Genomic DNA, 22,854 nt, shown 5'->3' with positions numbered 1-22,854 from the left:
AAACAGGTCAAAAGTGAGCGGGCGTCGGGGGGCGGCGCCGCGTACTACGCTTGAGCCGTGACCCGATTGATCCTGGCTTCCCAGTCCCCCGCCCGCACCAAACTCCTCACGGAGGCCGGCATCCACCACGAGGTACTCGTCTCGGACGTGGACGAGGACGCCGTGCAGGCCCGATATGGGGTCACCGACGCGCATGACACCGCGCTCCTCCTGGCCCGCGCCAAGGCCGAGGCCGTCGCTTCCCTGCCCGGCGCCGAGGGGGCTCTGGTGATCGGTTGCGATTCCGTGTTCGAGTTCGACGGCGAATCGCACGGGAAGCCGTACACAGTGGACGTGGCCAAGGAACGGATGCTCCGCATGAGCGGCTCCAAGGGCGTGCTCCACACCGGGCACTGGCTGGTGGACTGTCGCGATACCGCAGCGGACGTGAACGACGGCGAGGCAGCCGACGGCACCGGCGCAACGGTCGGCGCGGTATCCAGTGCAGAAGTCCACTTTGTGGAGATGAGCGAGGAGGACATCGACGCCTACATCGCGACCGGCGAGCCCTTGCACTGCGCGGGTTCGTTCACGATCGACGGCTTGGGCGGGGCCTTCATCCGCAAGGTCGACGGCGACCCGCACGCCGTCGTCGGGCTCTCCATCTCGACTCTCCGCGATCTGCTCGGGCAAGCGAACGTTGGAATCACCGAACTTTGGACTCAGAACGGCTCCGAGGCGATCAGCGAATAGAAGTCGGTCCGAGTCGCCGGCCCCGCGGCCGGATTCCTGACTTTGTAGCAACCCTACAAAGACAGGCCGTCTCACACACGGAATCCCCCATCAATATGGGCGGAACCCTCAAAATCACGCTAGGCTCCCTGAAGGACAGAAGGAGTCAACTTGTCAGCTAATCCGGCGCAGCCCATTTCCAGCCCTCTCACCAAGGTCTTGATTGCCAACCGAGGCGAAATCGCGGTCCGCATTATCCGCGCAGCCCGGGACGAAGGCATCGCCTCCGTGGCCGTCTACGCAGACCCCGATCGCGACGCCCTGCACGTCCGGCTGGCAGATGAGGCGTACGCGCTGGGCGGCAACACGGCTGCTGAGTCGTACCTCGTGATGGACAAGTTGATCGAGGTCGCCAAGCAGTCCGGTGCGGACGCCATCCACCCCGGCTACGGCTTCCTCGCCGAGAACGCCGAGTTTGCCACCAAGGTCATCGACGCCGGCATCACCTGGATCGGCCCGTCCCCGGAGGCCATCTCAGCGCTCGGCGACAAGGTGCAGGCACGCCACATCGCCGAGAAGGTTGGTGCTCCGCTGGTTCCCGGTACTGCCGACCCGGTGGAATCCGCCGACGAGATCCTGGCCTTCGCAAAGGAGTTCGGCCTTCCGATCGCCATCAAAGCTGCCTACGGCGGCGGCGGCCGCGGGATCAAGGTTGCCCGGACCATCGAGGAAATCCCTGAGCTTTTCGAATCCGCAGTGCGCGAGGCCATTGCCGCCTTCGGCCGCGGCGAGTGCTTCATCGAGCGCTTCCTTGACTCCCCCCGCCACGTCGAGACCCAATGCCTGGCCGACGCCTACGGAAACGTTGTTGTGGTCTCTACCCGCGACTGCTCCCTCCAGCGCCGCAACCAGAAACTCGTGGAAGAAGCTCCGGCACCGTTCCTGAGCGCCGAGCAGAACGAGCGCCTGTACGAGTCCTCGAAAGCCATCCTGAAAGAAGCCGGCTACCTGGGCGCGGGAACCTGCGAGTTCCTGGTGGGCCAGGACGGCATCATCTCGTTCCTCGAAGTCAACACCCGCCTTCAGGTGGAGCACTGTGTTTCCGAGGAAGTCACGGGCATCGACTTGGTTCGTGAGCAGTTCCGCATCGCCCGCGGCGAAAAGCTCGGCTATGGCGATCCTGTGGTCCGCGGCCACTCCTTTGAATTCCGCATCACCGGCGAAGACCCGGGCCGTAACTTCATGCCTGCACCGGGAACCATCAGCACCCTTAAGAACCCGACGGGTCCGGGCGTCCGCATCGACTCCGGCATCGAGCAGGGCGACGTCATCAGCGGAAACTTCGATTCCATGCTGTCAAAGCTGATCGTCACAGGCGCCAGCCGCGAACAGGCCCTCCAGCGTTCCCGCCGGGCCCTTGAGGAAATGGTGGTCGAAGGCATCCCGACCGTCATCCCCTTCGACCTCGCAGTGGTAACCGATCCCGCATTCGCTCCGGCCGAAGGCCCGTTCAAGGTGCACACCCGCTGGATCGAGACCGAGTTCGTCAACAACATCCCAGCATGGACGCCCACTGGAGGCGGAACAGAAGCCGCCGACGCCGGTGAGCGGCAACGCGTCGTCGTCGAGGTTGGCGGCAAGCGGCTGGAAGTTGTCCTTCCCGCGACTCTCGGCTCGGTTTCCTCGGTAGCCAGCGCGGGCTCCAAGGGCGCGAAGATCAAGAAACGTTCCCGTTCTGCGGGCGCCACAGCCGCTGTGGCGGGCGGCAACGCCCTTACCTCGCCTATGCAGGGAACGATCGTCAAGGTAGCAGTGGCTGCCGGCGACGTGGTTGCCGAAGGCGATCTGATCGTGGTTCTCGAGGCCATGAAGATGGAGCAGCCCCTTACCGCCCACAAGGCCGGCACCATCCACGGGTTGGTGGCCAAGGCAGGCGAAACCGTCTCCGCAGGCGCCGTCATCGCAACGATCGAAGACTAAGCAACGGCGTAAAAGGCTCCGGCCCCGCACATTGGTGCGGGGCCGGAGCCTTTTAACAGGAGTCGGTTAATACGGAATCAGGCCACGTTGTTCTCGTAGTCCGTGTCCTTGGTTTCCTTGGACAGGAACAAGGCCACGAGCGTCAGCACTGCCATGGCGCTGAGGTAGACGCCCACCAGGACCGTGCTGCCCTTGGCCGATTCCCAAAGCCATACTGCGATAAACGGGGCCACTGCTGCGCCGAGGATGCTGGACATGTTGTAGCTGACTGCGGATCCGGTGTAACGGACGTTCGTCGGGAACAGTTCCGGGAGCAGCGCGCCCATTGGTCCGAAGGTGAGGCCCATCAGCGTGAATCCGATGATCAGCAACGCCATGGTCCCCACAAAGCCGCCGCTGAACAGGGGCACGAACACCAAGCCGAACACCAGGATGCTGGCCGTCACCGCGAGGAGCATCTTGCGGCGGCCGTACTTTTCGGCCAGCGGACCGGCCACCAGGGTGAAAATGCCGAAGAAGACGACGCCGGCAATCAGCATCCAGAGAAAGTCGTTCCGGCTGAAACCCAAGCCCGGGACGAACGCCGCGGCGGCCGCTTCGGTCATCGGCTTTCCGGCCTTCACCGCAGCGGCTTGAGCGCCCGCCAGAGTGGGCTTGGTGCCGTAGGTCAGCGTGAACGTGGTCATCAGGTAGAACAGGACATACGTCGCCAGCATGATGAAGGTTCCGAGGATCAGCGGGCGCCAGCTTTTCCTGAACACTCGTCCGATGGGCAGCTTGGCCACTTCGTTCGACTCCAGCACCTTGGTGAATGCAGGGGTTTCAATGAGCTTGAGGCGCACGTAGAGGCCGAGGATTACCATGACCGCGCTGAGCAGGAACGGCACGCGCCAGCCCCAGGCGGCGAAGGCCTCGGGAGTCAAGGTGTAGCTGAAGACCAGGAAGATGATGTTGGCCAGGATGAAGCCGATCGGCGCACCCATCTGGGGAAATGTTCCGTAGATGGCGCGTTTGTTGGCCGGCGCGTTCTCGGTTGCGAGCAGCGCTGCACCGCTCCACTCACCGCCGAGGGCCAGGCCCTGGGCGAAGCGCAGGACTACCAGCAACGTGGGAGCCAGGAAGGTCCAGCCCGGGACCTGGGCGGTGGGGAGGCAACCGATCAGGAACGTGGCAATACCCATGGTCAGGAGGGACGCCACCAGGGTGCCCTTGCGACCGAACTTGTCACCGAAGTGGCCGAAAATTATGGAGCCAAGTGGCCGCGCAACGAAGGCGACACCGAACACCGCGAAGGAGCTCAGCAGCTGGGTGGTCTCGTCAGCCGTCGGGAAGAACAGTTTGGGAAAGACGAGCACTGCGGCCGTGGCATAGACATAGAAATCGTAGAACTCGATGGACGTCCCGATGAGGCTGGCGAAGATCACCCGTCCCCGCGAGTTGGCCGGCTTGACTGACTCGCTTTCCTTGGATTCAGCGATGGAAGACATGTAGTGGTTGCTTTCGTTCACGCCGGCCCGGCGTTCCTGAGCCTGCCGGCAAAGATTATTTGAGAGTTCAATAATAGTTCCCGGTATCCAACAAATGGACAATCAAGTCCAGCATGCGGACGCTTTGGAAAGTCTCACTCTGCGGTCCGCGACACAACAACCTCACCGCCATCTCACGCACCGGTGACTCCCTCCGATAGGCAAATGTCACAGCACGTTTACAAACCGCGACGGTCCGCGAAACGAGCCTTCCCTAACGTGGAAGTACAACGTCCCCACAAAGGAGGCACTCCGTGACAGTTGACCGAAGCACCGAAATCCTCACCAACGAGCAGGCGCCCACCGCCCTCGTCCCCGAGCTCGAACACCGCCCTGGCCGCTGGATTGCCAACTGGGATGCAGAGAACAAGGAACAGTGGGAAGTTGCTGGCCGTTCCATCGCCAAGCGCAACCTCTACTGGTCCATCTTCGCCGAGTTCCTGGGCTTCGTCGTCTGGCAGCTCTGGTCGATCGTCGTCGTCCAGCTCCCGGTCGCCGGCTTCAAGTTCGACACCAACCAGATCTTCTGGCTCATCTCGATCCCCAGCTTGGTCGGCGCCACGCTGCGCATCCCCTACACCTTCATGGTCCCGAAGTTCGGCGGCCGCAACTGGACCATCGTCTCGGCCCTCTTGCTGCTGATCCCCACAGCCGGCCTCGCTCTTTGCGTCTCCAACCCGGGCACCCCCTTCGGCGTCATGCTGCTGGTAGCGGGCCTTGCAGGCTTTGGCGGAGGCAACTTCGCCAGCTCGATGGCTAACATCACCTTCTTCTACCCTGCCCGTGAAAAGGGCTGGGCGCTCGGCCTGAACGCCGCGGGCGGAAACCTCGGTGCCGCCGTCGCGCAGCTCGTTGTCCCGATCGCCGTCACTCTCTTGGCCGCCGGCACCGTCAACCTGCCCATGGCAGGCCTCATCTGGATCCCACTCATCCTTGTCGCCGCGTTCGGCGCCTGGAAGTACATGAACAACCTCACCAGCGCGAAGGGCGACGTGGCAGGCTCGATCGCCGCGTTGAAGGAACCCCACCTGTGGATCATGGCCTTCCTCTACATCGGCACCTTCGGCTCGTTCATCGGCTTCTCCGGCGTTTTCCCCAAGCTCATCAAGGACTACTTCCCGGCTTTCTCCTCCATGCACCTCGGCGCAGTGGCTCTTTCGCTCGCCTTCCTCGGCCCGCTGGTCGGCTCGCTGGCCCGCCCCTATGGCGGACGCATGGCTGACCGCATGGGCGGAGCCAGGATGACCGTCACGGCGTTCGCAGCGATGGCGATCATCACCCTGACCATGATCTGGACCCTTCCGCTCAAGAACTTCTGGCTCTTCCTGGTCCTCTTCCTGTTCCTCTTCACGGCAAGCGGCTTTGGAAACGGCGCCACCTACCGCATGATTCCGGTCATCTTCGCCACCTCCAGCCGGGCTGCCCGTTCCGGGGCCAGTGCCGCAAGCACGGCACGCCTGGCTTCGTCCTCCCTCGGCTTGATCTCGGCGATCGGCGCCTACGGCGGATTCGTCATCCCCCAGGTGCTGAACGCTTCCACCACCGCGTCTGGTTCCTACACCCCCGCGTTCTATGGCTTCGTCGGCGCCTACGTGCTGATGCTGGTCGTCTGCTGGGCCTGCTACCTCCGGAAGGCCAACCGTAACGCGATGGGACACATCTAATATGCCCAATGGCGCCAACACCCACTGCCCGTATTGTGCGCTGCAGTGCGCCATGACTCTGACCCCGGCGGCGCCCTCGGCGCAGCCGGGGTTGGGGGTTGCGCAGCCGGGGTCAGACCCCGCTCCCGCGGCAAAGGCACTTCCACTACTGGAAGTATCCGGCCGCGACTTCCCCACCAACCGGGGCGGGCTGTGCCGCAAGGGCTGGACATCGGCGTCGTTGCTGAACCACACCGGACGAGTCACGGAACCCATGCTCAAAGGGTCCGACGGCGTCCACCGGCCGGTCACGTGGGACCAAGCGCTCATGCTGGTCACGGGAGCCGTCAAACAGACCCGCGAACAGTACGGAGCCGACGCGGTCGGCGTGTTCGGCGGCGGCGGACTCACCAATGAGAAGGCTTATCAGTTGGGCAAGTTCGCCCGCCTGGCGCTGGGAACCTCCCGCATCGACTACAACGGACGTTTCTGCATGTCCTCCGCTGCGGCAGCCGGAAACCGCGCGTTCGGCGTGGACCGCGGCCTCCCGTTCCCCGTGGAGGACCTTGATTCGGCAAACGTCATCTTCCTCCTCGGCTCCAATGTTGCCGAGACCATGCCGCCGTTCGTCCAGCACCTGCAGAGCGCGCGCGATTCCGGCGGATTGATCGTGGCCGATCCCCGCCGTTCCGCGACGGCCGCATTCACCGGCGACGGCGGCGGCATTCACTTGCAGCCGACCCCCGGCACGGACCTTGCCCTGCTCCTGGGCATCTCCCACGTGGTGGTCCACGAAGGCCTCGCCGATACTGACTACCTTCAAGGCCGCACCACCGGGTACCCGGCGATCGTCCGCAGCCTCGCAGCTTTCTGGCCGGAGCGCGTTCAATCGATCACCGGCGTGCCCGCCACGCTCATCCGCGAGACCGCACGCCGCCTCGCCGACGGCGCCCGGCGCGGTGGCAGCTACATCCTGACCGGCCGCGGAGTCGAGCAGCACGTCGACGGCACGGACACCGCCACTGCCGCAATCAACCTCAGCCTCCTCCTCGGCCTGCCGGGCTCCTCCCGCAGCGGCTACGGCACGCTCACCGGCCAAGGCAATGGCCAGGGGGGCCGCGAGCACGGCCAGAAAGCCGACCAGCTCCCCGGTTACCGCAAGATCACCGATCCCGCCGCTCGCGCCCACGTTGCCAAAGTGTGGGGAGTGGACGAGTCGCTCATCCCCGGCCCCGGTCTGCCGGCCGTGGAACTCTTGAAGTCTTTGGGACAGCCCGACGGCGTCCGTTGCCTTTTCGTGCACGGCGCCAATGTGGCGGTGTCCGCCCCGGACGCCAGCGCCGTGATCGAGGGCTTGCGCAGACTGGACTTCCTGGTGGTCTGCGATTTCTTCATGTCCGAGACCGCGCTTGAAGCCGACCTCGTCCTCCCGGTCACGCAGTGGGCCGAGGAAGAAGGCACCCTGACGAACCTCGAGGGCCGCGTCCTCCGCCGTCGGAAAGCCCTCACCCCTCCCCCGGGCGTCCGCAGCGAATTGTGGCTCATGGCCCGGCTCGCCGAATCCCTCGACGCTCCGTCCATGTTCAGCGACGATCCCGAGACCGTCTTTGAGGAGCTCCGGCTCGCCTCGGCTGGGGGGCTGGCCGACTATTCGGGAATCGACTACGCCATGCTGGACCGCGGAGAAGCCGCGTACTGGCCCTATCCCACCGGCAGCTCGGGAACGCCGCGACTCTTCCTCGACAGCTTCGCGCACGCCGGCGGACGCGCGGTGATGGTCCCGGTGGCACCGCAGAAGCGCTCCCCGCGGTCCGCCGTCGTCGGCTCTGATCCCGATCCGCTGACCCTCGTGACCGGGCGCCTGCTGGAGCACTACCAGTCGGGCGCCCAGACCCGCCGTGTGGCCGAACTCGCGGCCGCCCAGCCGGAGGCCCTCCTGCAGATCCACCCTGCGACGGCGGTGGTCAGGGACATCTCCGATGGCGACTTTGTCCGGGTCTCCAACGAGCGTGGCGAAGTCCTGTGCAGGGTGGAGCTCAGCAACTCCATCCGCACGGACACCGTCTTCCTTCCTTTCCATTTCCCTGGACTGGGCAGCGCCAACCGGCTCACGGAGGCGGTCACGGATCCTATTTCCGGCATGCCGGAGTTCAAGGCCAGCACGGTATGGGTCCGGAAGGCGGCACAACCAGAGGTCGAACCGGCGTTGGCTGTGCTCTCCACAGCTGTACCAGCCGGAGCCGGCTTGTCAATGCACGTCAAGGAGGCATCGTGAGCGAGCGAATTGTGGTGGTCGGATTCGGGCCGGTCGCGGCCCGGCTGGTGGACGACTTGTTGCCCGCCGTGCGCAGCGGCCTTGTCCAGTTGCTCGTCGTCGGGCAGGAAGCCGAAGCCGCATACAACCGCGTCATGGTGGCGGAACTCGGCGTGGGGCGGACCACCGCGGAGGCTCTCGCGATGGCGGACGCTACCGCTTTGGCGGCCGACGGCGTCGAGGTCCGCTTGGGCGTCACGGTCAAACGCATCGACCGCGCCCGCCAGCAGGTGGTCCTCTCGGACGGAACCACTCCCGGCTACGATCGCCTGGTGTTCGCCACGGGCTCGCGGCCAGTCCTTCCCAACCTCACCGGAATCAACCCCGATCCTTCACACCCGGTGCTCCCGGAGGGCGTGACCGCGCTCCGGGACCTCCGTGATGCCGCTCAGCTGCGCGACGCCGTGACTGCCGGCAAGCGCGTGATCGTCCTCGGGGGCGGTGTGCTGGGCCTTGAAACGGCCCTCGCCGCCGCGGAAGAAGGCGCGTTAACCACGGTTGTACACAACGGTTCCTTCCCGCTCGGCCGCAATATCGACCGCGGCGGCGGCGCCGTTCTTGCGGCAAGCCTGCGCAACAGCGGGATCACCATGGTGGGCAACGCCCGATCCACCGCCGTTGAACACAACGGCCCCGACGGCATGTTTTCAGCCCTGGTCCTCGACGACGGGTCGAGGATCGAGGGCGACCTCTTGGTCCTCTCCTGCGGCGTGCGCCCGCGGATCGAACTCGCCGAAGGCTGCGGGCTGCCAGCGGCCACCGGCATCCTGGTGGATCACCACCTGCGCACGTATCACGAGCCACACATGTTCGCGATCGGAGACTGCGCCGAAGTCCGTTGTGCCGACGCCGAATGTCCTGAGTGCCGCACCGCCCTGGGCCCTTCCGGCCTGGTAGGTCCGGGCTGGCGCCAGGCCGAGTGGCTTGCCGAGTACCTGATCCTTCTAGCCGAGGGCGGCCAGGACGCTGCCGACACGTTGGCGCCGCTGCCGCAGGAGAAACCCGGCGTCGTGGTCTTAAAGGCACGTGGCATCAACCTTGCGGTCGCTGGCGACAATAGGGCCGAACCATGGGATGACGAGCTCCTGAGCGTAGGCGTTGCCGACGGCAGGCCGCGGCGCCAAGTTGCGCAATGGGCTGATCCGGAACACGGCCGCTACGTCAAGATGACCACGCGGGGCGGCGCGCTCGAAGGCCTCGTGACCGTAGGCATGCCGCGCACGGCCGCGGAGCTCGTGATGCTGTTCGAACGCGGATCCGAACTGCCGGCCGACCGTTCACTCCTGCTCCGCCTGGACGGCCCCGACCAGTTGGATTCCGCCGGCGCCAACAACGACCCCCAACGCACGGTGTGCCGCTGCGCAGGCGTCAGCGGTGTGAGCATCGAGGAAGCCGTGTTGGATGGCTGCTCCTCCGTACCGGAAGTTTCCAAAGCCACCCGTGCGGGGACCGGCTGCGGCGGGTGCCACGGGGACATCAAGGGGATTATCGAGAGGCATTTCCAAGGGGTTGCGGCGTAGGGGGTTTGGGCGTCTCCCTACAGTTTCAGTAGCAGGGTGTCCGAGCCGCCGTTCCGGCCGACCCGAACGAATCCGAGCCGCTCGTATAGATCCCTGGCGCGATTGCCGTCCTCCACGCTGAGGCTGATACCCCGTAGCCCTCGAGAGCGTCCTAGCGCGATGAGTGCAGTCATGAGCGCAGTGCCGGTACCCGCTCCCCGAAGCCCGGGCACGACGCCGACAGTTAGTTCCGGTATGTCCGTCGCCACGAAGCCGTACCCTGCGTCGTCGGCGGCAAAGGTGCGGCACCATGCGGCGCCGATTCCTTCTCCATTCCCGGTCACAGCAACAACACCGAAGTCCCCAGGGCGGGGCCAGCCTTCGACGTAGTGCGAGAGTTCCGGGTCGTTCATGAGCTGTTGGCGCGTGAACTGCTCACTCCCGCGCCAATTCGCTGCTTCAAAGCAGGCCGCCCAGAGTGTCGATGTGTCTTCGGCGGTCGCTTCCCGGACTTTGATTGCCGCGGTTTCCATAATTGCCACCCTATTCCGCCGGGTTTGCGGGTGTGATCGCGCCACGCCACGTGAACAGGCGCTCCCGGTCCTCATCGGTGAAGTCTGCGGCGTCGAGGAAGGCCTGGAGATCAAATTTTTCCAAGGCGTTCCGGAACGCGCCTTCGGTTGTTGTGCCATGTTGCCGGCACAATTCCTCAAGCATGGGTTCAGCGTTGTTTCGGTTGCTGCTGGCTGCTCGGACATCACCTAACCTGACTGTTTCCAGATAGTCATCGATGATGCATCCGCGGTCGGTGGCGACTGCATGAAGCAGAGCCATGGCAACTAGGCCCGTCCTGTCCCTGCCTCCCATGCAATGGAAGAGGACTCCTCCTGCCGGTGCGTTGAGTACCTCCGTTATGGCTGTACCGGCCCGTTCGGGCATGGCTGCAAGGTGCGGGAGGAAGTAAATCGCTGTACCCACTAGGCCGTTGTCCCAGTAGTCCGCCCAGAACTCTTTGTTTTCCAGGCCGTCAAGGTCAACGTGGATCGTGGTGAGCCAACCAGGCCGTTCCCGGGTATCTGTTTTGCGTTCGCGTTGCTGACGAAGATCCACCACGGTGCGTATCCCGGCATCGTAGACCTGTTGCCATCCGTTCCCGGTGATGCAATCGACGTTCTCGCTCCGGAAGAAGACGCCGCGTGGAGTGACCGTCCCGTCTGTGCGCTTCAGACCCCCTAGGTCGCGTCCGTTGACCAGTCCGTCCACTTTGAGTGTGCGATCTTCGTTTTTTGTCAGGTCCCCCATGCCCCTAGTTAACCGCGCCGATCACGATGATGTCGAAGTGATCCATGGCTGACCCTCCTTCGCGGGCGGCGCGCTTTGGAACGTGCTCTCAGACGGTACCGCTCGAGCAGGTGCTGCGGGTCGGTCGCGACGCTCTACCTTGACCATGTGCCGGGCGCCGGAACCATAATTGGGCTGACAACAGAGCGGTGCCGCAGAGAAGAGCCGAAGGATAGCGCCGCCGGAGCAGAGGAGTCCTCAAATGACCAAGTACCTGATCTCGTTCCCCGGTGAGGCCATGGTGTTCCCCGAGGAGGACTTCGAGGCGGTGGTCGAAGCCTCGCATGCCGTCATTGACGAGGCCAAGGCGGCCGGCGTGTACGTCTTCGCCGGCGGGATCGATGAGAACGTAGACCCGGTGCTCGTGGCCGGTGACGGCACCGTCACCGAGGGCACTTACCCGGGCCACAATGTGCCCAACGGCGGCTACACGGTTCTCGAGCTGCCCTCGCGGGAGGCGGCACTCGAGTGGGCCGCGAAGATCGCCGTCGCCTGCCGCTGCTCGCAAGAGGTCCGGCAATTCCAGTACGACCCGGCCACCTGACGAGGCACCTCAGCCGGAGTCGGTCGTACCTTCGCGCGCCCAAGTCGCGCGCCCACAATGAAAGGCTGGCAGGAGCGCATAGGCGGGTGACGTCGACCGACGTGGTGATTCGGCTACCGCGTTCCACCCGTCATCCTAAGAGCCACGACGGTGTCTATTTGCACCTTGGCGCCCAGGGGCAGAGCGGCTACCTGAATCGTCGTGCGGACTGGGAAAGGTTGGGTCAGGCGTCTGGCATAAACCGTGTTGATGTCGTCGAAGTCCTCGTAACCTGTCAAATAGACGGTGGTTCGCACAAGATCCGAAAATGCCAGTCCCAGCTCTTCAAGTAGCGTTTCCAGGTTGTCCATCATGGCCTCGCATTGCTCTGCGACGTCATCGGAAACCAGCAAGCCATTGTCCCTGCGTTGGCCGATGATGCCCGCTGTGAAGCCGCTACCGGCGTGTTCGACAAAGTGCGAAAAGGGCGCAGAAGACTGATACAGACGTGTACTGAAGTAATGGTTTGGCATCAGCGCGTCCGCTTTCTTGCTGTGAGTTCATCGACGAGGCCCTCCCGGGTTCGAATCTCCATGCCCCATACTCTTGCACAATCGGCGAGGACGACCACGCAGCACATCAGCGTCAGCGACCCCTGCCGCCGTTTCAAGATGACCACATGCGGCGGCGCGCTCGAAGGACTCGTTGCCGCGGACCTGCCGTGCGCGGCAACCGGCACTTGATCACATTCTCAAGCACGTCCCACCGAACCAGGTGGTCACACCTGGAAGTAGCGGTTCCTGCGTGGTTGTTGGCGTGGGTCGATGTGGGGAGGCGGGATGAACCAAGGCACGCCCGCTTGAACCTGGATGTGCCACTCTTCCTTGTGAATCAGATGGTGGTGGTGGCTGCAGAGCAAGACGCCATTGTCGGTGCTAGTGGATCCGCCCCGTGACCAGTATTCGATGTGGTGGGCTTCGCACCACGGGGCTGGCATCGTGCACGAAGGAAACGCGCAGCCTTTGTCCCTGGCGGTGATGGCTTTGCGGATGTGGGCCGGAAAGATCCGGGACGCCCGGCCGATGTCCAGCACTTGGCCTTCTCCGCCGAGGAGGACGGGAATGATGTCGGCATCGCATGCGATCTTCCGCAACGTGGCCACCGGGACCGGCCCGGTGAACGTAAAGTTCCCCGTGCCCGGTTGCGGCTGCGAGTGCCGAGTTTCTTTTAGTGACGTCAGGAGGTCCCGGTAGTCGATGGTGGCCATGATCTGTGGGCGCTGGCCTCCGGCCGCGGGCAATGCCCCTGTAGCGAGGGCGATCTTGCAGGCGCTCAGCAACCCGTCCAGGAGCTTCTGCGCCCTCGTGCGGCGGTCCAGGGGCGCGGCATCATCGCGTGAACCGCCCGGCCGATCGGTTGCAGGCCCATTCGTCGGCTCGCTCTCGCCGCCCGCGTCCACCTGGCTGTCTCCGTGTCCGGGCTCCTCGGCTGTGCGAGTCCGGGGATTGGTGGCGGTGTTCATGACGGTGAGCAGGTGTTCGCATTGGTCCTGGGTGGCGAAGATTTCCAGATGCTGCAGCCCGTGCTTGGGTCGCCGGAGGAAGGCGCCCTGGAGGTGGCGCAGGGCTTCTTCGCTGGGCTCGGCACCGTCCTGGTCGATGGCGTCGGTCCAGCGGCGGGCGATCCTAGTCAGGAAGTCGGCATCGTTCTCGACTGCGGTCGTGGTCAGCGCGTGTTCGATGTCCACGGCCACTTCGGGGCTGCACAGGGGCCGGACGCGTTCCAAAGCCATGGTGACGGTGGTGGCCGGGCGGGAGGCGATGCTCCCGCGGGCCAGGGCCGCGGCCACTTCCCCATATCGTGGCTGTACCGTTTGGCCCGTCAGTGAGCGGCCGGGAAGCAGATTCTCCGCGAGGGTAAGGCGGCGGCGGGCTTCGGCGGCGCTGATCCGCAGGAGCGAGCGCATGTGCTCACCGGTGTTCCTGAACTCCCGGAACCCGGCCCGGGCGGCCCCCTGGCCGAGGCCGCCGTCTTCGACATCGGCATGGGTACCGGCTGCCCCGATATCCGCTCCGGGGTTGCCGGCACCAGCTCTGGAACCGCCCGCCCCGGCCTCGGCTCCCCAGCCTGTCATCCAGCCCGTCTTGCTGGCCGGCTCCTGCTGCCGCACACTGTGCAACTGACCCGCGGCGACGACCTGCAAATAATCCAAGGTGCGGGACAGCTCCTCCACGCCTGAGGCAAACGCAGCGGAGTCCTGCAACCCCAGCGACCCGACGTCGTCGACCGCCGTCCGCGCCAGTGACCGCAACGCCGCAAGAGAACTCTCCAGAACCCGGTGCGGACCACCGCGATCGCCGGCGCGATCCTCGCGCGGATCCAGCAGAACGAGTCGGCGCAGCTCCGGCGCTTGGCGAGCCGCGGTCACCATCCGCGGCTCCGGCACCCGATGGGACACGACGAACCGGCCACCAGGCGCAGCGCCCTGGCGCGTGGTGAGGTGTCCGATCGCTTCCATGGAAAACACTCTGCCAGCAGGCTCCGACAAAATAGCCCGCCCACCCGCGTCAGTGGCGCGTGATCCTCGAAGTGCTAGATTCACCGACCGTAACTTCGGCTTGGCCACCAATCGGGAAGGTGAAGATAGGCGAGGTGTGGCCAAAATCGGCATTGGCGAGCACCGGCAAGCCTGCAAGAACGGATTGTTTGGCCGCAATCAGGGCCAGTAGATCTCGGGTCATTCGGCTTGCCTGCTGGAAGCGACCAATCACCAGTCCTCGGATGCCCTTTGCTTCTGGCGTCTGCAGAAGCGAGGCGAGGTCGCGAGCAAAGGTGGCCGGGTGGCTTTCGAAGTCGTCCTCCAAGAACAGCAATGCTCCTTCCAAGGACGGCATGTTCGCCGTTCCTTGCAGGAGATTCAAGGTGGAGAGGTTTCCTCCCACGATCCGTCCGCTAGCAGTGCCGTCTTGCAACGGCCACCAACCATCGCCCGGAATCAGCGTTCGAGCGTCCTGGTCGCGGAACCATGCGTCGTCAGTCCAGGCAGCGGCCGGGCGAAGAGCCGTGATGTCCGAGTAGCCACATAGGGTCTTCGGGTTCGCACCGATGAGCTCCCAGTCGAGGTATGGAAGCAACTCGTTGCTGCTGAATCCGCCGATCACGGTCAGAATTCCGGCCACATCCGGATCCGAAAAGGCCGCATGAAGGTCATCGACTCGTGACTGCGTCGACGACGAAAGCAGTCCATTCATCTCGTCCACGTGCTCTCCGAAGGAAAGGCGCAGACCCATCTCGGCGAAACGCCTCCCGATGTGGCTGGTGTTGTCGTGTTCCATGACCACGGCGCGGCTCAGGGCGGGAGCAACGACGCGGACCAAGTCGCCGCGACGCAATTTGGGCGGGTAGATAGACGGCATGTGCTCGACGCTAGCAAAGGCAGCGCCGACGAAGAGCCAAGACCTACATATGAACGTGAAGCCGGCGCGCCGCTTCCGAAATGGACCCCGTCAGCGACGGGTACACGGTAAAGGTGCTCGCGATGTCGTCGACGTGCAGTTTTTGCTTCACGGCAACAGCGATCGGGAAGATCAGTTCCGAAGCGTTCGGCCCGACGACGACGCCGCCGATCACGGTGCCCGAACCCTTGCGGGCGATGATCTTGACGAAGCCGTCCTTGGTGTTGCGCATCTTGGCGCGGGCGTTGCTCAGCAGGGAGAGTGTGACAACGTCGCCCTGGTACTTGCCCGATTCGAGATCGGCCTCGGAGACGCCCACCGAAGCGATTTCCGGTGAGGTGAAAATGTTGGAGGCTACCTGGTGGAGCTTGATCGGCATGACGGCGTCGCCCAGGAAGTGCGCAACCGCAATGCGGCCCTGCATGGCTGCGACAGAGGCGAGGGCCAAGATCCCCGTGCAGTCGCCCGCAGCGTAGATGTTCGGCGCCGTGGTGCGGGAAACACCGTCCACCTTGATGTGGCCGGACGCCGTGACAGCCACACCTGCCTCTTCTAACCCGATTCCGGCTGTGTTGGGGATCGAACCCACGCAGACGAGGCAGTGGCTGCCGGTCACCACGGAACCGTCGCCCAGGGTGGCCTGGACGCCGGTGTCGGTCCTTTCCACGGCCTCAGCGCGCGAACGGGACAGTACGCGCACGCCGCGGCGCTTGAAGACACCTTCGAGGACCTGGGCCGCGTCAGTGTCCGAGCCCGGGAGCACTTGGTCGCGGCTTGAAATGAGGGTGACGTTGGAACCAAGGCCGTTGTAGGCAGAAGCGAACTCGGCGCCTGTTACGCCGGAACCCACTACGATCAGGTCTTCCGGAAGTTCCTCGAGGTTGTAGATCTGCGCCCAGTTGAGGATGCGCTCTCCGTCGGGCTTAGCAGTGGGCAGTTCGCGGGGATGCGCACCGACGGCCAGGAGGATGGCGTCGGCGGTGATCGTCTTGGTGCCATCCAAGGTGATGACCTCGATGGTGTGGTTGTCCAACAGCCTTCCGGACCCCATCAGAATCTCTACGCCAAGGTGCTCAAGGCCCACCCGGATGTCGTCGGACTGTTCCCGCGCGAGGTGCAGGACGCGGTCATTGATGTGGCCCAGATCCGCGCGCATGCGTGGCGCTACATCGCTGCCGTCGACGGCGAACTTGACTCCCAGCTCCCCCGCCTCGCCGACGCGGGTCATGAGATCCGCCGTCGCGATCAGGGTTTTGGAAGGCACGACGTCGGTGAGGACCGCTGAGCCGCCAAGCCCGGCGCGCTCGATGAGGGTGACCCGCGCTCCCAGGTGCGCTGCGACCATTGCCGCTTCATATCCGCCTGGACCTCCGCCCAGGATCGCGATTCGTGGTGAGCTGAAGTCAGGATGCATGGTCACAATGGTCAATTCTTACTTAATGCCAGCGGACCTGCCACTAAGCCCCACCTGAGAACGCTCGCAGAGGTCCGAAGTTCGCGTTCCACCAGCGGCCTGTTCAACAGCGCGGGCGGCACTGTAGCTTGTACCAGTGAGTAACACAGAGCTGATCAACACAGACCCATTCGAGGCCGCCAAAGCTGCGGCCGACTACATCGCGGCGGAAACCGGCGTCGAATCTCACGACGTCGCACTTGTGCTCGGCTCAGGCTGGGGCGCGGCTGCGGATCTCATTGGCGAAACGACGGCGACCCTCACGGCGTCGGAGGTTCCCGGCTTCCATGCGCCTGCGGTTGAGGGGCATGTGGGCACCATCCGCTCGGTCCTGACGAAGGAGGGCAAGCGGGCCCTGGTCCTTGGCGCGCGTACCCACTACTACGAAGGCAAAGGCGTTCGTGCGGTAGTCCACGGCGTGCGCACTGCTGCTGCCGCAGGATGCAAGACGCTGGTGGTGACCAACGGGTGCGGCGGCTTGAACGAAGCCTGGTCCCCCGGCACCCCCGTGCTGATCAGTGACCATATCAACCTGACGGCGGCTTCTCCCCTTGAAGGCGCCACGTTCGTCGACCTCACGGACCTGTATTCCTCCCGCATCCGAGGCCTGGCCCGCGAAGTAGATCCCACGCTGGACGAAGGGGTCTACGCCCAGTTCACCGGCCCACACTACGAAACTCCGGCCGAGGTCCAGTACGCCAAACGAATCGGCGCCGACCTGGTGGGCATGTCCACAGCTTTGGAGGCCATCGCCGGCCGGCACGCGGGCATGGAGGTCTTCGGCATCTCCCTCGTGACCAACCTGGCCGCAGGCATCAGCCCGGTACCGCTGAGCCACCAGGAAGTCATCGAGGCGGGCCAGACGGCGGGCGCACGCATTTCGCGCCTCCTGGCGGACATCATCGCCAAGCTTTGATCGAGTGGCCGGGGAGCCAAGGCTCCCCGGCCATTCCGGAGTTCGTAGCACAGTAGAATTTGAGTGATTCTCCGCCGTAGCGCTCGAACCGGAAAGGACCGCCGATGACGACATCCGCTCCTTTCCGGTTCTTGCGAACCAGCTTGATCGGCTCAATCATTCTGGGCTTCGCCGCGGGCGGGCATTTGGCTGGTGGCGGAGAACTTCCGACGCCAGCCATTTTGACGGCGCTCTGTGCCCTGACAATCCTCCCGGTCGCCATCCTGACGCGCGTCCGACTTTCGCTGCCCGCCCTGGCCGGACTGCTGGGGGCCGGGCAGCTCTGCCTTCACTGGGCGTTCTGCGCTCTGTCAGGGGCTTCCTCTGCGGCGCAGCTTCAGCCCGGGCACACAGGACATGATTCCTTGGTGCGCGCTCCGGAAACCGTAGGCGCCATCGCCTCGGCCCACGCCCCGACAAGCGACTGGCAGATGCTCGCAGCGCACACCGTGGCAACCTTGGGCACGGCGCTGTTGCTCGCTCGCGGCGAACGAGCACTATGGACGCTGGCTGCGTGGCTGCGCCCGCTGGTCCAATTACCCGCCGCCACAGTGGTCCAGCCACTTCGCGCCCCCAGCCCCCGTTCGAGCCCCGATGTTCGTCCCCAAGGCCTTCCCGGCCTCCGGCTTCCTTCCCGGCGTGGTCCACCAGCCCTGGCTTCAGCCGCCTAAGACTCTCCCCTTTCACACACGGGCAGGGACGGGCGGCAGCTCCTTGCCTTCACCGGTCCGGACCTCCGTCCGCCCCGGTCCCAACCGCTTTTCCTCGTGAAAGGGCACCATTGCCATGAAGACCTCCCACCGCCGTACCCTCAAGACCGCCTGCGCCGCCACCATGGTCGCCGGACTGCTTGCCTTCGGCGTCTCGGCCGCCTCCGCACACGTCAACGTCAATCCCGACGACCCGGCAGCGGGCGGCTACACCCACCTGACCTTCAACGTCCCCAACGAGTCCCCGACGGCCAAGACCAACAAGCTCGAAGTCTCACTCCCCACGGACACACCCTTCAACTCGGTGTCCGTGAAGCCGGTCGAGGGCTGGACGGCCGAGCTCGTCACCACCAACCTGCCAAAACCCGTCACGGTCGCAGGAGCAACGGTGACCAAGGCTGTCAGTTCGGTTGTCTGGACTGCGGACGCAGCACACCAGATCGGGCAGAACGAATATCAGGCGTTCTCGATCTCCGTCGGTGTACTGCCCGACGCCGGCACCACTGTGACGCTGCCCGCGACCCAGAGCTACACCGACGGCACTGTAGTGAAGTGGGACGAGAAGACCGTTGAGGGTCAGCCAGAGCCCGAGCACCCGGCTCCCTCGTTCGTCACCACCGCCAGCGACTCGGCCGCATCGACGGCTACCACGTCCGCCCCGTCTGTGACCCCGGCTCCGTCAGGTCCGTCGGCCCCGTCAGCTGCGGCTTCGACAGCCAGCGACGCCGGATCCACGGCCGGGTGGTTCGGGCTCGCGGCAGGCCTCATTGGCCTCGCTGTGGGCATCACCGCCCTGATGCGAACCCGCTCCACGAAGGCCAAATAGCCCCACCACCAACTACCGAACTGCCCGCGTCGGATCTCGGCGCGGGCAGTTTTGCATCCCCGTCCAGCCGACCACGAAACCCACCAACGACAGACGTCGTCACGACAATTTTCCGACTCTTGTCAAGTCAATTCACCCAGGTGTTAATGGCGTGTGAACTTTTTGAATAAATCAGATTTATTCAGAAATATTTGACCCGCCGCGCTTTCCATGGCACGCGCGCGGTGTAAAAATGTAAGCGCTTGCGCAGATATGTCTGACATGTGGACTATGGCCCCGAATGCCGCGCGAAACACGGGTTGCAACCGCATTCAGCGCGCGTCAAGCTTTGAACGGTCCCGGCAAGTCGACGTGCCAGGACCGAAGGACGGGGCTTCCCAGGAATCCCCTCCGCCCGAGACGATGGCGTTCCTGACAACGCCATCGGTGTTACCGGGAACGCCGGAGTTCGGACAAGGGCTTATGCCCTCCCCGTAGTCCAACCTCCGCGAGAAGAGCAAGCATGAAATCTCACTCAAACCCCAACAGGCCACGCCGCCGTCTGCGGTCGGCAGCCGCTTTCGCGGCCGCTGCCAGCGTGGCCGCCACGGTCCTCATGGCGTCCCCCGCTGCCCAGGCAAACCTGCCTGCCGACAAGCCGGCCACCACGATGCCGGCCCCCACTCCGGGATTCCCGCTGCCGACGGTCCACACGCAAGAGGCCTTTGATCCCGCAGCGAACTTCACGTCCAAGTGGACGCGGGCGGATGCCAAGCAGATCATGGCCCAGAGCAACCCGAACGTGGCTCCGGGCGTGAACTCCATGAGCCCCAACGTCACCATGCCGGAGATCCCCAAGGACTTCCCGGCCATGAACGACGACGTGTGGGTCTGGGACACCTGGTCCCTGACCGACCAGAACGCCAACCAGATCAGCTACAAGGGCTGGGACGTCATCTTCTCCCTCGTCGCCGACCGCCACGCGGGCTACGGCTTCGACCAGCGCCACTGGAACGCCCGCATCGGCTACTTCTTCCGGAAGACCAACGCCGACCCGGCGAAGGACAAGTGGAACTACGGCGGACACTTGTTCCTGGACAACACCTCCATCGGCAACACCGAGTGGTCGGGTTCCACGCGCCTCATGCAGGGTGACCACGTCAACGTTTTCTACACGGCCACTACGTTCTATGACCGTGCAGAGCGCAACGCGGGCGGCGGCGGTATCGCTCCCGATGCAGTCATCGCCAAGGCCCTGGGCAACATCCACGCCGACAAGGACGGCGTGACGTTCGACGGTTTCCAGCACACCAAGCTGCTCGAACCGGATGGCAAGCTCTACCAGACCAAGGCCCAGAACGCCGGCTTCGCCTTCCGCGACCCGTACACCTTCGAGGACCCGGCCCACCCGGGACAGACCTTCATGGTCTTCGAAGGCAACACCGCCGGAAAGCGCGGCGACTACAAGTGCACCGATGCTGATCTTGGCTACCGCCCGGGCGATCCCCACGCCGAAAACACCAACACGGTGAACACCACCACCGGCTCCTGGTTCCAGACCGCGAGCGTCGGCCTGGCCGTCGCGGACAACAAGGACCTGACCCAGTGGCATTTCCTGCCGCCGGTCCTGTCCGCCAACTGCGTCAACGACCAGACTGAACGCCCGCAGATCTTCATCCAGAATGAAAACGGCAAGAACAAGTACTACCTGTTCACCATCAGCCACCAGTTCACCTATGCCGACGGCATGCGAGGTCCTGACGGCGTCTATGGCTTTGTGGGCAACGGTGTCCGTTCGGACTTCCAGCCGGTCAACAACAGCGGCCTTGCGCTGGGCTCGCCGACCGACCTGAACCTGCCGGCAAACAACCCGAGCGGCAACCAGTCGGCACAGCAGAACGGCCGGCAATTCCAGGCCTACTCGCATTACGTGCAGCCGGGCGGCCTGGTGCAGTCCTTCATCGACAACGTTGACGGAGTCCGTGGAGGGTCGCTCTCCCCCACGGTAAAGATCAACTTCGCCGGTGGCGTCACCCAGGTTGACCGCAGCTTCGGCAAGAACGGCCTCGGTCCGTTCGGTTACCTCCCCACCAACGTCCGCGTCGGCGGGGAAGGCCTTTACAAGTAGGCCACGTAAAAACCCGCCGGGCAGGCAAAGCATGCCGCCTGTCCGGCAAACGCGGGGCGTCCGGTTCCACCCGGGCGCCCCGCTCCCCAACCCAGGAAGTCCCATGCTCTACTCCCCTGACCGCCCGTTCCACCCGGCTCGCAAGGCGCTACTCGTCGTCGTCGCCGTCGTCCTGACAGTGTTCACGAGTTCCTGCACCCCGACGCCGGACGCGTCGCAGTCCGCGGGGAACCCGCAGTCCGCCACCGGCACCGCCGTCGGAATATCCGCCCCATCGCCGTCCGAATCGGACCCGTGGCGGCCCGCGGCGCATCTGACTGCGTCTGAAAACTGGATCAACGACCCCAACGGGTTGGTCTACGAAAACGGGACCTATCACGCGTTTTACCAGCACAATCCGCACGGCAACTTCTGGGGAGATATGTCATGGGGCCACTCCACCAGCACCGACCTGGTGCACTGGACCCAGCAGCCGGTGGCCATGGAGGGCTCAGCAAGCGAGGAAATCTTTTCGGGCGCCATCGTTCCTGATACGAGGAACGCCTCGGGACTGGGCACCACAGCCAACCCGCCACTAGTGGCGCTCTACACCAGCTCATACGGCGACGGCGGGGCGTTGCCAAGGGGCAGCCAAGCCCAGTCCGTGGCCTACAGCCTGGACCATGGGCAGTCTTGGACCAAGTACAAGGGCAACCCTGTGCTCAGCCTGCAGCCGGCGTCGAACAACTTCCGCGACCCCAAGATCACCTGGTACGAACCCGGCAAATACTGGGTCATGACCACAGTCGTAGCCGACGCGCAGGTGGTGAAACTCTTCAAGTCCACAGACCTGCTGCACTGGAACTTCCTCAGCGATTTCACGGGAGTGGGCGCTCAAGGCGGACTCTGGGAAGTTCCGGAGCTGCTCCAGATGGACGTCGACGGCGGCAACGGCCTCAAAAAGTGGGTCATGATCCTGAGCATCAACCCAGGAGGCATTGCGGGAGGCTCCGGGATGCAGTACTTCGTGGGCGAATTCAACGGCACACGGTTCACGGCGGAGCACGCGGCAAAACCCGGTGACCCATTGACGGACTCGCAATGGCTGGACCACGGAGCCGACTTCTACGCCGCCAACACCATCACCTCTGCCCCTGGCGGCAAGCCGGTACTGCTGGGCTGGATGGGGAATTGGGACTATGCGCAGTCCGTACCGAGCACCCCGTGGCGCGGATCCATGGCCATCCCGCGCCAGCTCAGCCTGGTGGCCACGGGAAACCGTTTCGAGCTCCATTCGACCATCGCCTCCGCTGCGGCGGACGTGCTCACGGACGCCAAGACCAGTGAAGTACATGGCAAAAACCTCACCGTCACCGACTCCACGGACTCCCTCGGCAGCGACTTTGGCTCACGAACCCAGCTGATCGACGCCGAAATGGATGTTGCGGGCTCAGCTGAGGCCGGTTTGGTGCTGCGGGCTTCGGCGGACGGGAAGGCAGGCCTCCGGATCTCCTACAACCGCGCAACCCAGACTCTCAGAGTGGACCGCTCGGCGGCCGGCACTTCCAACTTCTCGCCGAAATTCAGCCCGTACCACCAGGCCCCCGTGCCCACGAAGGACGGAAAAGTCCACCTCCGGGTCTTGCTGGATTCGTCCTCCGTGGAGGTCTTCACACAAGACGGCTCTGTGGTCATCTCGGACATCTTCTTCCCGCAATGGGGCAACACAGGCGCGGCCGCCTTCAGCGCGGGAGGTACCGCGAGCTTCAAACTCAGCAGCACCCGCAAGACAAACTGACACCCAGAGCCTGGCCGAAGATGTGGCCGGACTG

At 64.5% G+C, this 22,854-nt stretch carries 18 protein-coding genes; 11 read left to right on the top strand and 7 right to left on the bottom strand.

Annotation, left to right across the window (positions count from 1 at the left end):
• Positions 1 to 57: 57 nt before the first annotated feature.
• Together LFT43_RS06065 and LFT43_RS06060 are read left to right on the top strand one after the other, a co-directional pair.
• Positions 58 to 732, top strand: a complete 675-nt coding sequence (locus LFT43_RS06065; protein WP_395801628.1) for a Maf family protein — start codon at positions 58 to 60, stop codon at positions 730 to 732.
• Between the two features lie 150 nt (positions 733 to 882).
• Positions 883 to 2,691 carry an acetyl/propionyl/methylcrotonyl-CoA carboxylase subunit alpha gene (locus LFT43_RS06060; RefSeq protein ID WP_395801627.1) on the top strand — a complete coding sequence of 603 codons (1,809 nt, stop codon included), beginning with the start codon at positions 883 to 885 and terminating at the stop codon, positions 2,689 to 2,691.
• Positions 2,692 to 2,768: 77 nt separating this feature from the next.
• Here the strand turns inward: LFT43_RS06060 and LFT43_RS06055 are convergent, their stop codons facing one another.
• Positions 2,769 to 4,178, bottom strand: coding sequence for an MFS transporter (locus LFT43_RS06055; protein ID WP_395802936.1), 1,410 nt, complete (start codon positions 4,176 to 4,178; stop codon positions 2,769 to 2,771).
• Between the two features lie 293 nt (positions 4,179 to 4,471).
• Here LFT43_RS06055 and LFT43_RS06050 point away from each other — a divergent pair, with 293 nt between their 5' ends.
• The 3 genes from LFT43_RS06050 to LFT43_RS06040 are packed head-to-tail and all read left to right on the top strand — an operon-like array spanning position 4,472 to position 9,694.
• On the top strand, positions 4,472 to 5,881 hold the full coding sequence (locus LFT43_RS06050; RefSeq protein WP_395801626.1) for an MFS transporter: 1,410 nt from the start codon (positions 4,472 to 4,474) through the stop codon (positions 5,879 to 5,881).
• Position 5,882: 1 nt separating this feature from the next.
• The gene (locus tag LFT43_RS06045; protein ID WP_395801625.1) at positions 5,883 to 8,135 is read left to right on the top strand and encodes a molybdopterin oxidoreductase family protein; all 2,253 of its coding nucleotides are present in this window, start codon (positions 5,883 to 5,885) and stop codon (positions 8,133 to 8,135) included.
• The gene (locus LFT43_RS06040) at positions 8,132 to 9,694 is read left to right on the top strand and encodes an FAD-dependent oxidoreductase (RefSeq protein WP_395801624.1); all 1,563 of its coding nucleotides are present in this window, start codon (positions 8,132 to 8,134) and stop codon (positions 9,692 to 9,694) included. The genes LFT43_RS06045 and LFT43_RS06040 overlap by 4 nt, the downstream gene beginning before the upstream one ends.
• Before the next feature lie 17 nt (positions 9,695 to 9,711).
• On the opposite strand, the gene LFT43_RS06035 is transcribed toward LFT43_RS06040, so the two are convergent.
• Both LFT43_RS06035 and LFT43_RS06030 read right to left on the bottom strand, forming a co-directional pair.
• Positions 9,712 to 10,206: a GNAT family N-acetyltransferase gene (locus LFT43_RS06035; RefSeq protein WP_395801623.1), complete on the bottom strand. Its 495-nt coding sequence runs from the start codon at positions 10,204 to 10,206 to the stop codon at positions 9,712 to 9,714.
• Between the two features lie 10 nt (positions 10,207 to 10,216).
• Complete coding sequence (locus LFT43_RS06030) at positions 10,217 to 10,975, bottom strand: tyrosine-protein phosphatase (protein ID WP_395801622.1); 759 nt, start codon at positions 10,973 to 10,975, stop codon at positions 10,217 to 10,219.
• A gap of 241 nt (positions 10,976 to 11,216) precedes the next feature.
• Between LFT43_RS06030 and LFT43_RS06025 the strand changes: the two genes are divergently transcribed.
• Positions 11,217 to 11,558, top strand: a complete 342-nt coding sequence (locus LFT43_RS06025) for a YciI family protein (protein ID WP_395801621.1) — start codon at positions 11,217 to 11,219, stop codon at positions 11,556 to 11,558.
• 113 nt (positions 11,559 to 11,671) lie between these two features.
• Here the strand turns inward: LFT43_RS06025 and LFT43_RS06020 are convergent, their stop codons facing one another.
• The 4 genes from LFT43_RS06020 to LFT43_RS06005 form a co-directional block, all read right to left on the bottom strand.
• Positions 11,672 to 12,070: a RidA family protein gene (locus tag LFT43_RS06020; RefSeq protein WP_395801620.1), complete on the bottom strand. Its 399-nt coding sequence runs from the start codon at positions 12,068 to 12,070 to the stop codon at positions 11,672 to 11,674.
• A gap of 245 nt (positions 12,071 to 12,315) precedes the next feature.
• Positions 12,316 to 14,055 carry a DUF222 domain-containing protein gene (locus tag LFT43_RS06015; RefSeq protein WP_395801619.1) on the bottom strand — a complete coding sequence of 580 codons (1,740 nt, stop codon included), beginning with the start codon at positions 14,053 to 14,055 and terminating at the stop codon, positions 12,316 to 12,318.
• Between the two features lie 49 nt (positions 14,056 to 14,104).
• Complete coding sequence (locus LFT43_RS06010) at positions 14,105 to 14,953, bottom strand: LD-carboxypeptidase (RefSeq protein ID WP_395801618.1); 849 nt, start codon at positions 14,951 to 14,953, stop codon at positions 14,105 to 14,107.
• 43 nt (positions 14,954 to 14,996) lie between these two features.
• A complete protein-coding gene (locus tag LFT43_RS06005; protein WP_395801617.1) occupies positions 14,997 to 16,412 on the bottom strand; it encodes an NAD(P)H-quinone dehydrogenase in 1,416 nt (471 codons plus the stop codon).
• Positions 16,413 to 16,542: 130 nt separating this feature from the next.
• Between LFT43_RS06005 and LFT43_RS06000 the strand changes: the two genes are divergently transcribed.
• From LFT43_RS06000 to LFT43_RS05980, 5 genes are all read left to right on the top strand, one after another.
• Positions 16,543 to 17,361 carry a purine-nucleoside phosphorylase gene (locus tag LFT43_RS06000; protein ID WP_395801616.1) on the top strand — a complete coding sequence of 273 codons (819 nt, stop codon included), beginning with the start codon at positions 16,543 to 16,545 and terminating at the stop codon, positions 17,359 to 17,361.
• A gap of 104 nt (positions 17,362 to 17,465) precedes the next feature.
• Positions 17,466 to 18,071: a hypothetical protein gene (locus LFT43_RS05995; RefSeq protein WP_395801615.1), complete on the top strand. Its 606-nt coding sequence runs from the start codon at positions 17,466 to 17,468 to the stop codon at positions 18,069 to 18,071.
• A gap of 115 nt (positions 18,072 to 18,186) precedes the next feature.
• Positions 18,187 to 18,936, top strand: a complete 750-nt coding sequence (locus tag LFT43_RS05990) for a YcnI family protein (RefSeq protein WP_395801614.1) — start codon at positions 18,187 to 18,189, stop codon at positions 18,934 to 18,936.
• 502 nt (positions 18,937 to 19,438) lie between these two features.
• Positions 19,439 to 21,043, top strand: a complete 1,605-nt coding sequence (locus LFT43_RS05985) for a glycoside hydrolase family 68 protein (RefSeq protein ID WP_395801613.1) — start codon at positions 19,439 to 19,441, stop codon at positions 21,041 to 21,043.
• A gap of 103 nt (positions 21,044 to 21,146) precedes the next feature.
• A complete protein-coding gene (locus LFT43_RS05980; RefSeq protein WP_395801612.1) occupies positions 21,147 to 22,820 on the top strand; it encodes a glycoside hydrolase family 32 protein in 1,674 nt (557 codons plus the stop codon).
• The last annotated feature ends 34 nt before the right edge of the window (positions 22,821 to 22,854 follow it).

Origin of the sequence: Arthrobacter sp. FW306-04-A, from assembly GCF_044358315.1 — a bacterium.
Classification (GTDB): Bacteria; Actinomycetota; Actinomycetes; order Actinomycetales; family Micrococcaceae; genus Arthrobacter.
Note: the sequence above shows the minus strand (reverse complement) of the source record. Positions and strands in the feature narration are given on the sequence as shown.

Bases quoted from the DNA above. Each gene is read 5' to 3' on its own strand.
- LFT43_RS06055 (WP_395802936.1), bottom strand. From the start codon at position 4,178: ATGTCTTCCATCGCTGAATCCAAGGAAAGCGAGTCAGTCAAGCCGGCC.
- LFT43_RS06045 (WP_395801625.1), top strand. From the start codon at position 5,883: ATGCCCAATGGCGCCAACACCCACTGCCCGTATTGTGCGCTGCAGTGC.
- LFT43_RS06035 (WP_395801623.1), bottom strand. From the start codon at position 10,206: ATGGAAACCGCGGCAATCAAAGTCCGGGAAGCGACCGCCGAAGACACA.
- LFT43_RS06030 (WP_395801622.1), bottom strand. From the start codon at position 10,975: ATGGGGGACCTGACAAAAAACGAAGATCGCACACTCAAAGTGGACGGA.
- LFT43_RS06025 (WP_395801621.1), top strand. From the start codon at position 11,217: ATGACCAAGTACCTGATCTCGTTCCCCGGTGAGGCCATGGTGTTCCCC.
- LFT43_RS06020 (WP_395801620.1), bottom strand. From the start codon at position 12,070: ATGCCAAACCATTACTTCAGTACACGTCTGTATCAGTCTTCTGCGCCC.
- LFT43_RS06015 (WP_395801619.1), bottom strand. From the start codon at position 14,055: ATGGAAGCGATCGGACACCTCACCACGCGCCAGGGCGCTGCGCCTGGT.
- LFT43_RS06010 (WP_395801618.1), bottom strand. From the start codon at position 14,953: ATGCCGTCTATCTACCCGCCCAAATTGCGTCGCGGCGACTTGGTCCGC.
- LFT43_RS05995 (WP_395801615.1), top strand. From the start codon at position 17,466: ATGACGACATCCGCTCCTTTCCGGTTCTTGCGAACCAGCTTGATCGGC.
- LFT43_RS05990 (WP_395801614.1), top strand. From the start codon at position 18,187: ATGAAGACCTCCCACCGCCGTACCCTCAAGACCGCCTGCGCCGCCACC.
- LFT43_RS05985 (WP_395801613.1), top strand. From the start codon at position 19,439: ATGAAATCTCACTCAAACCCCAACAGGCCACGCCGCCGTCTGCGGTCG.
- LFT43_RS05980 (WP_395801612.1), top strand. From the start codon at position 21,147: ATGCTCTACTCCCCTGACCGCCCGTTCCACCCGGCTCGCAAGGCGCTA.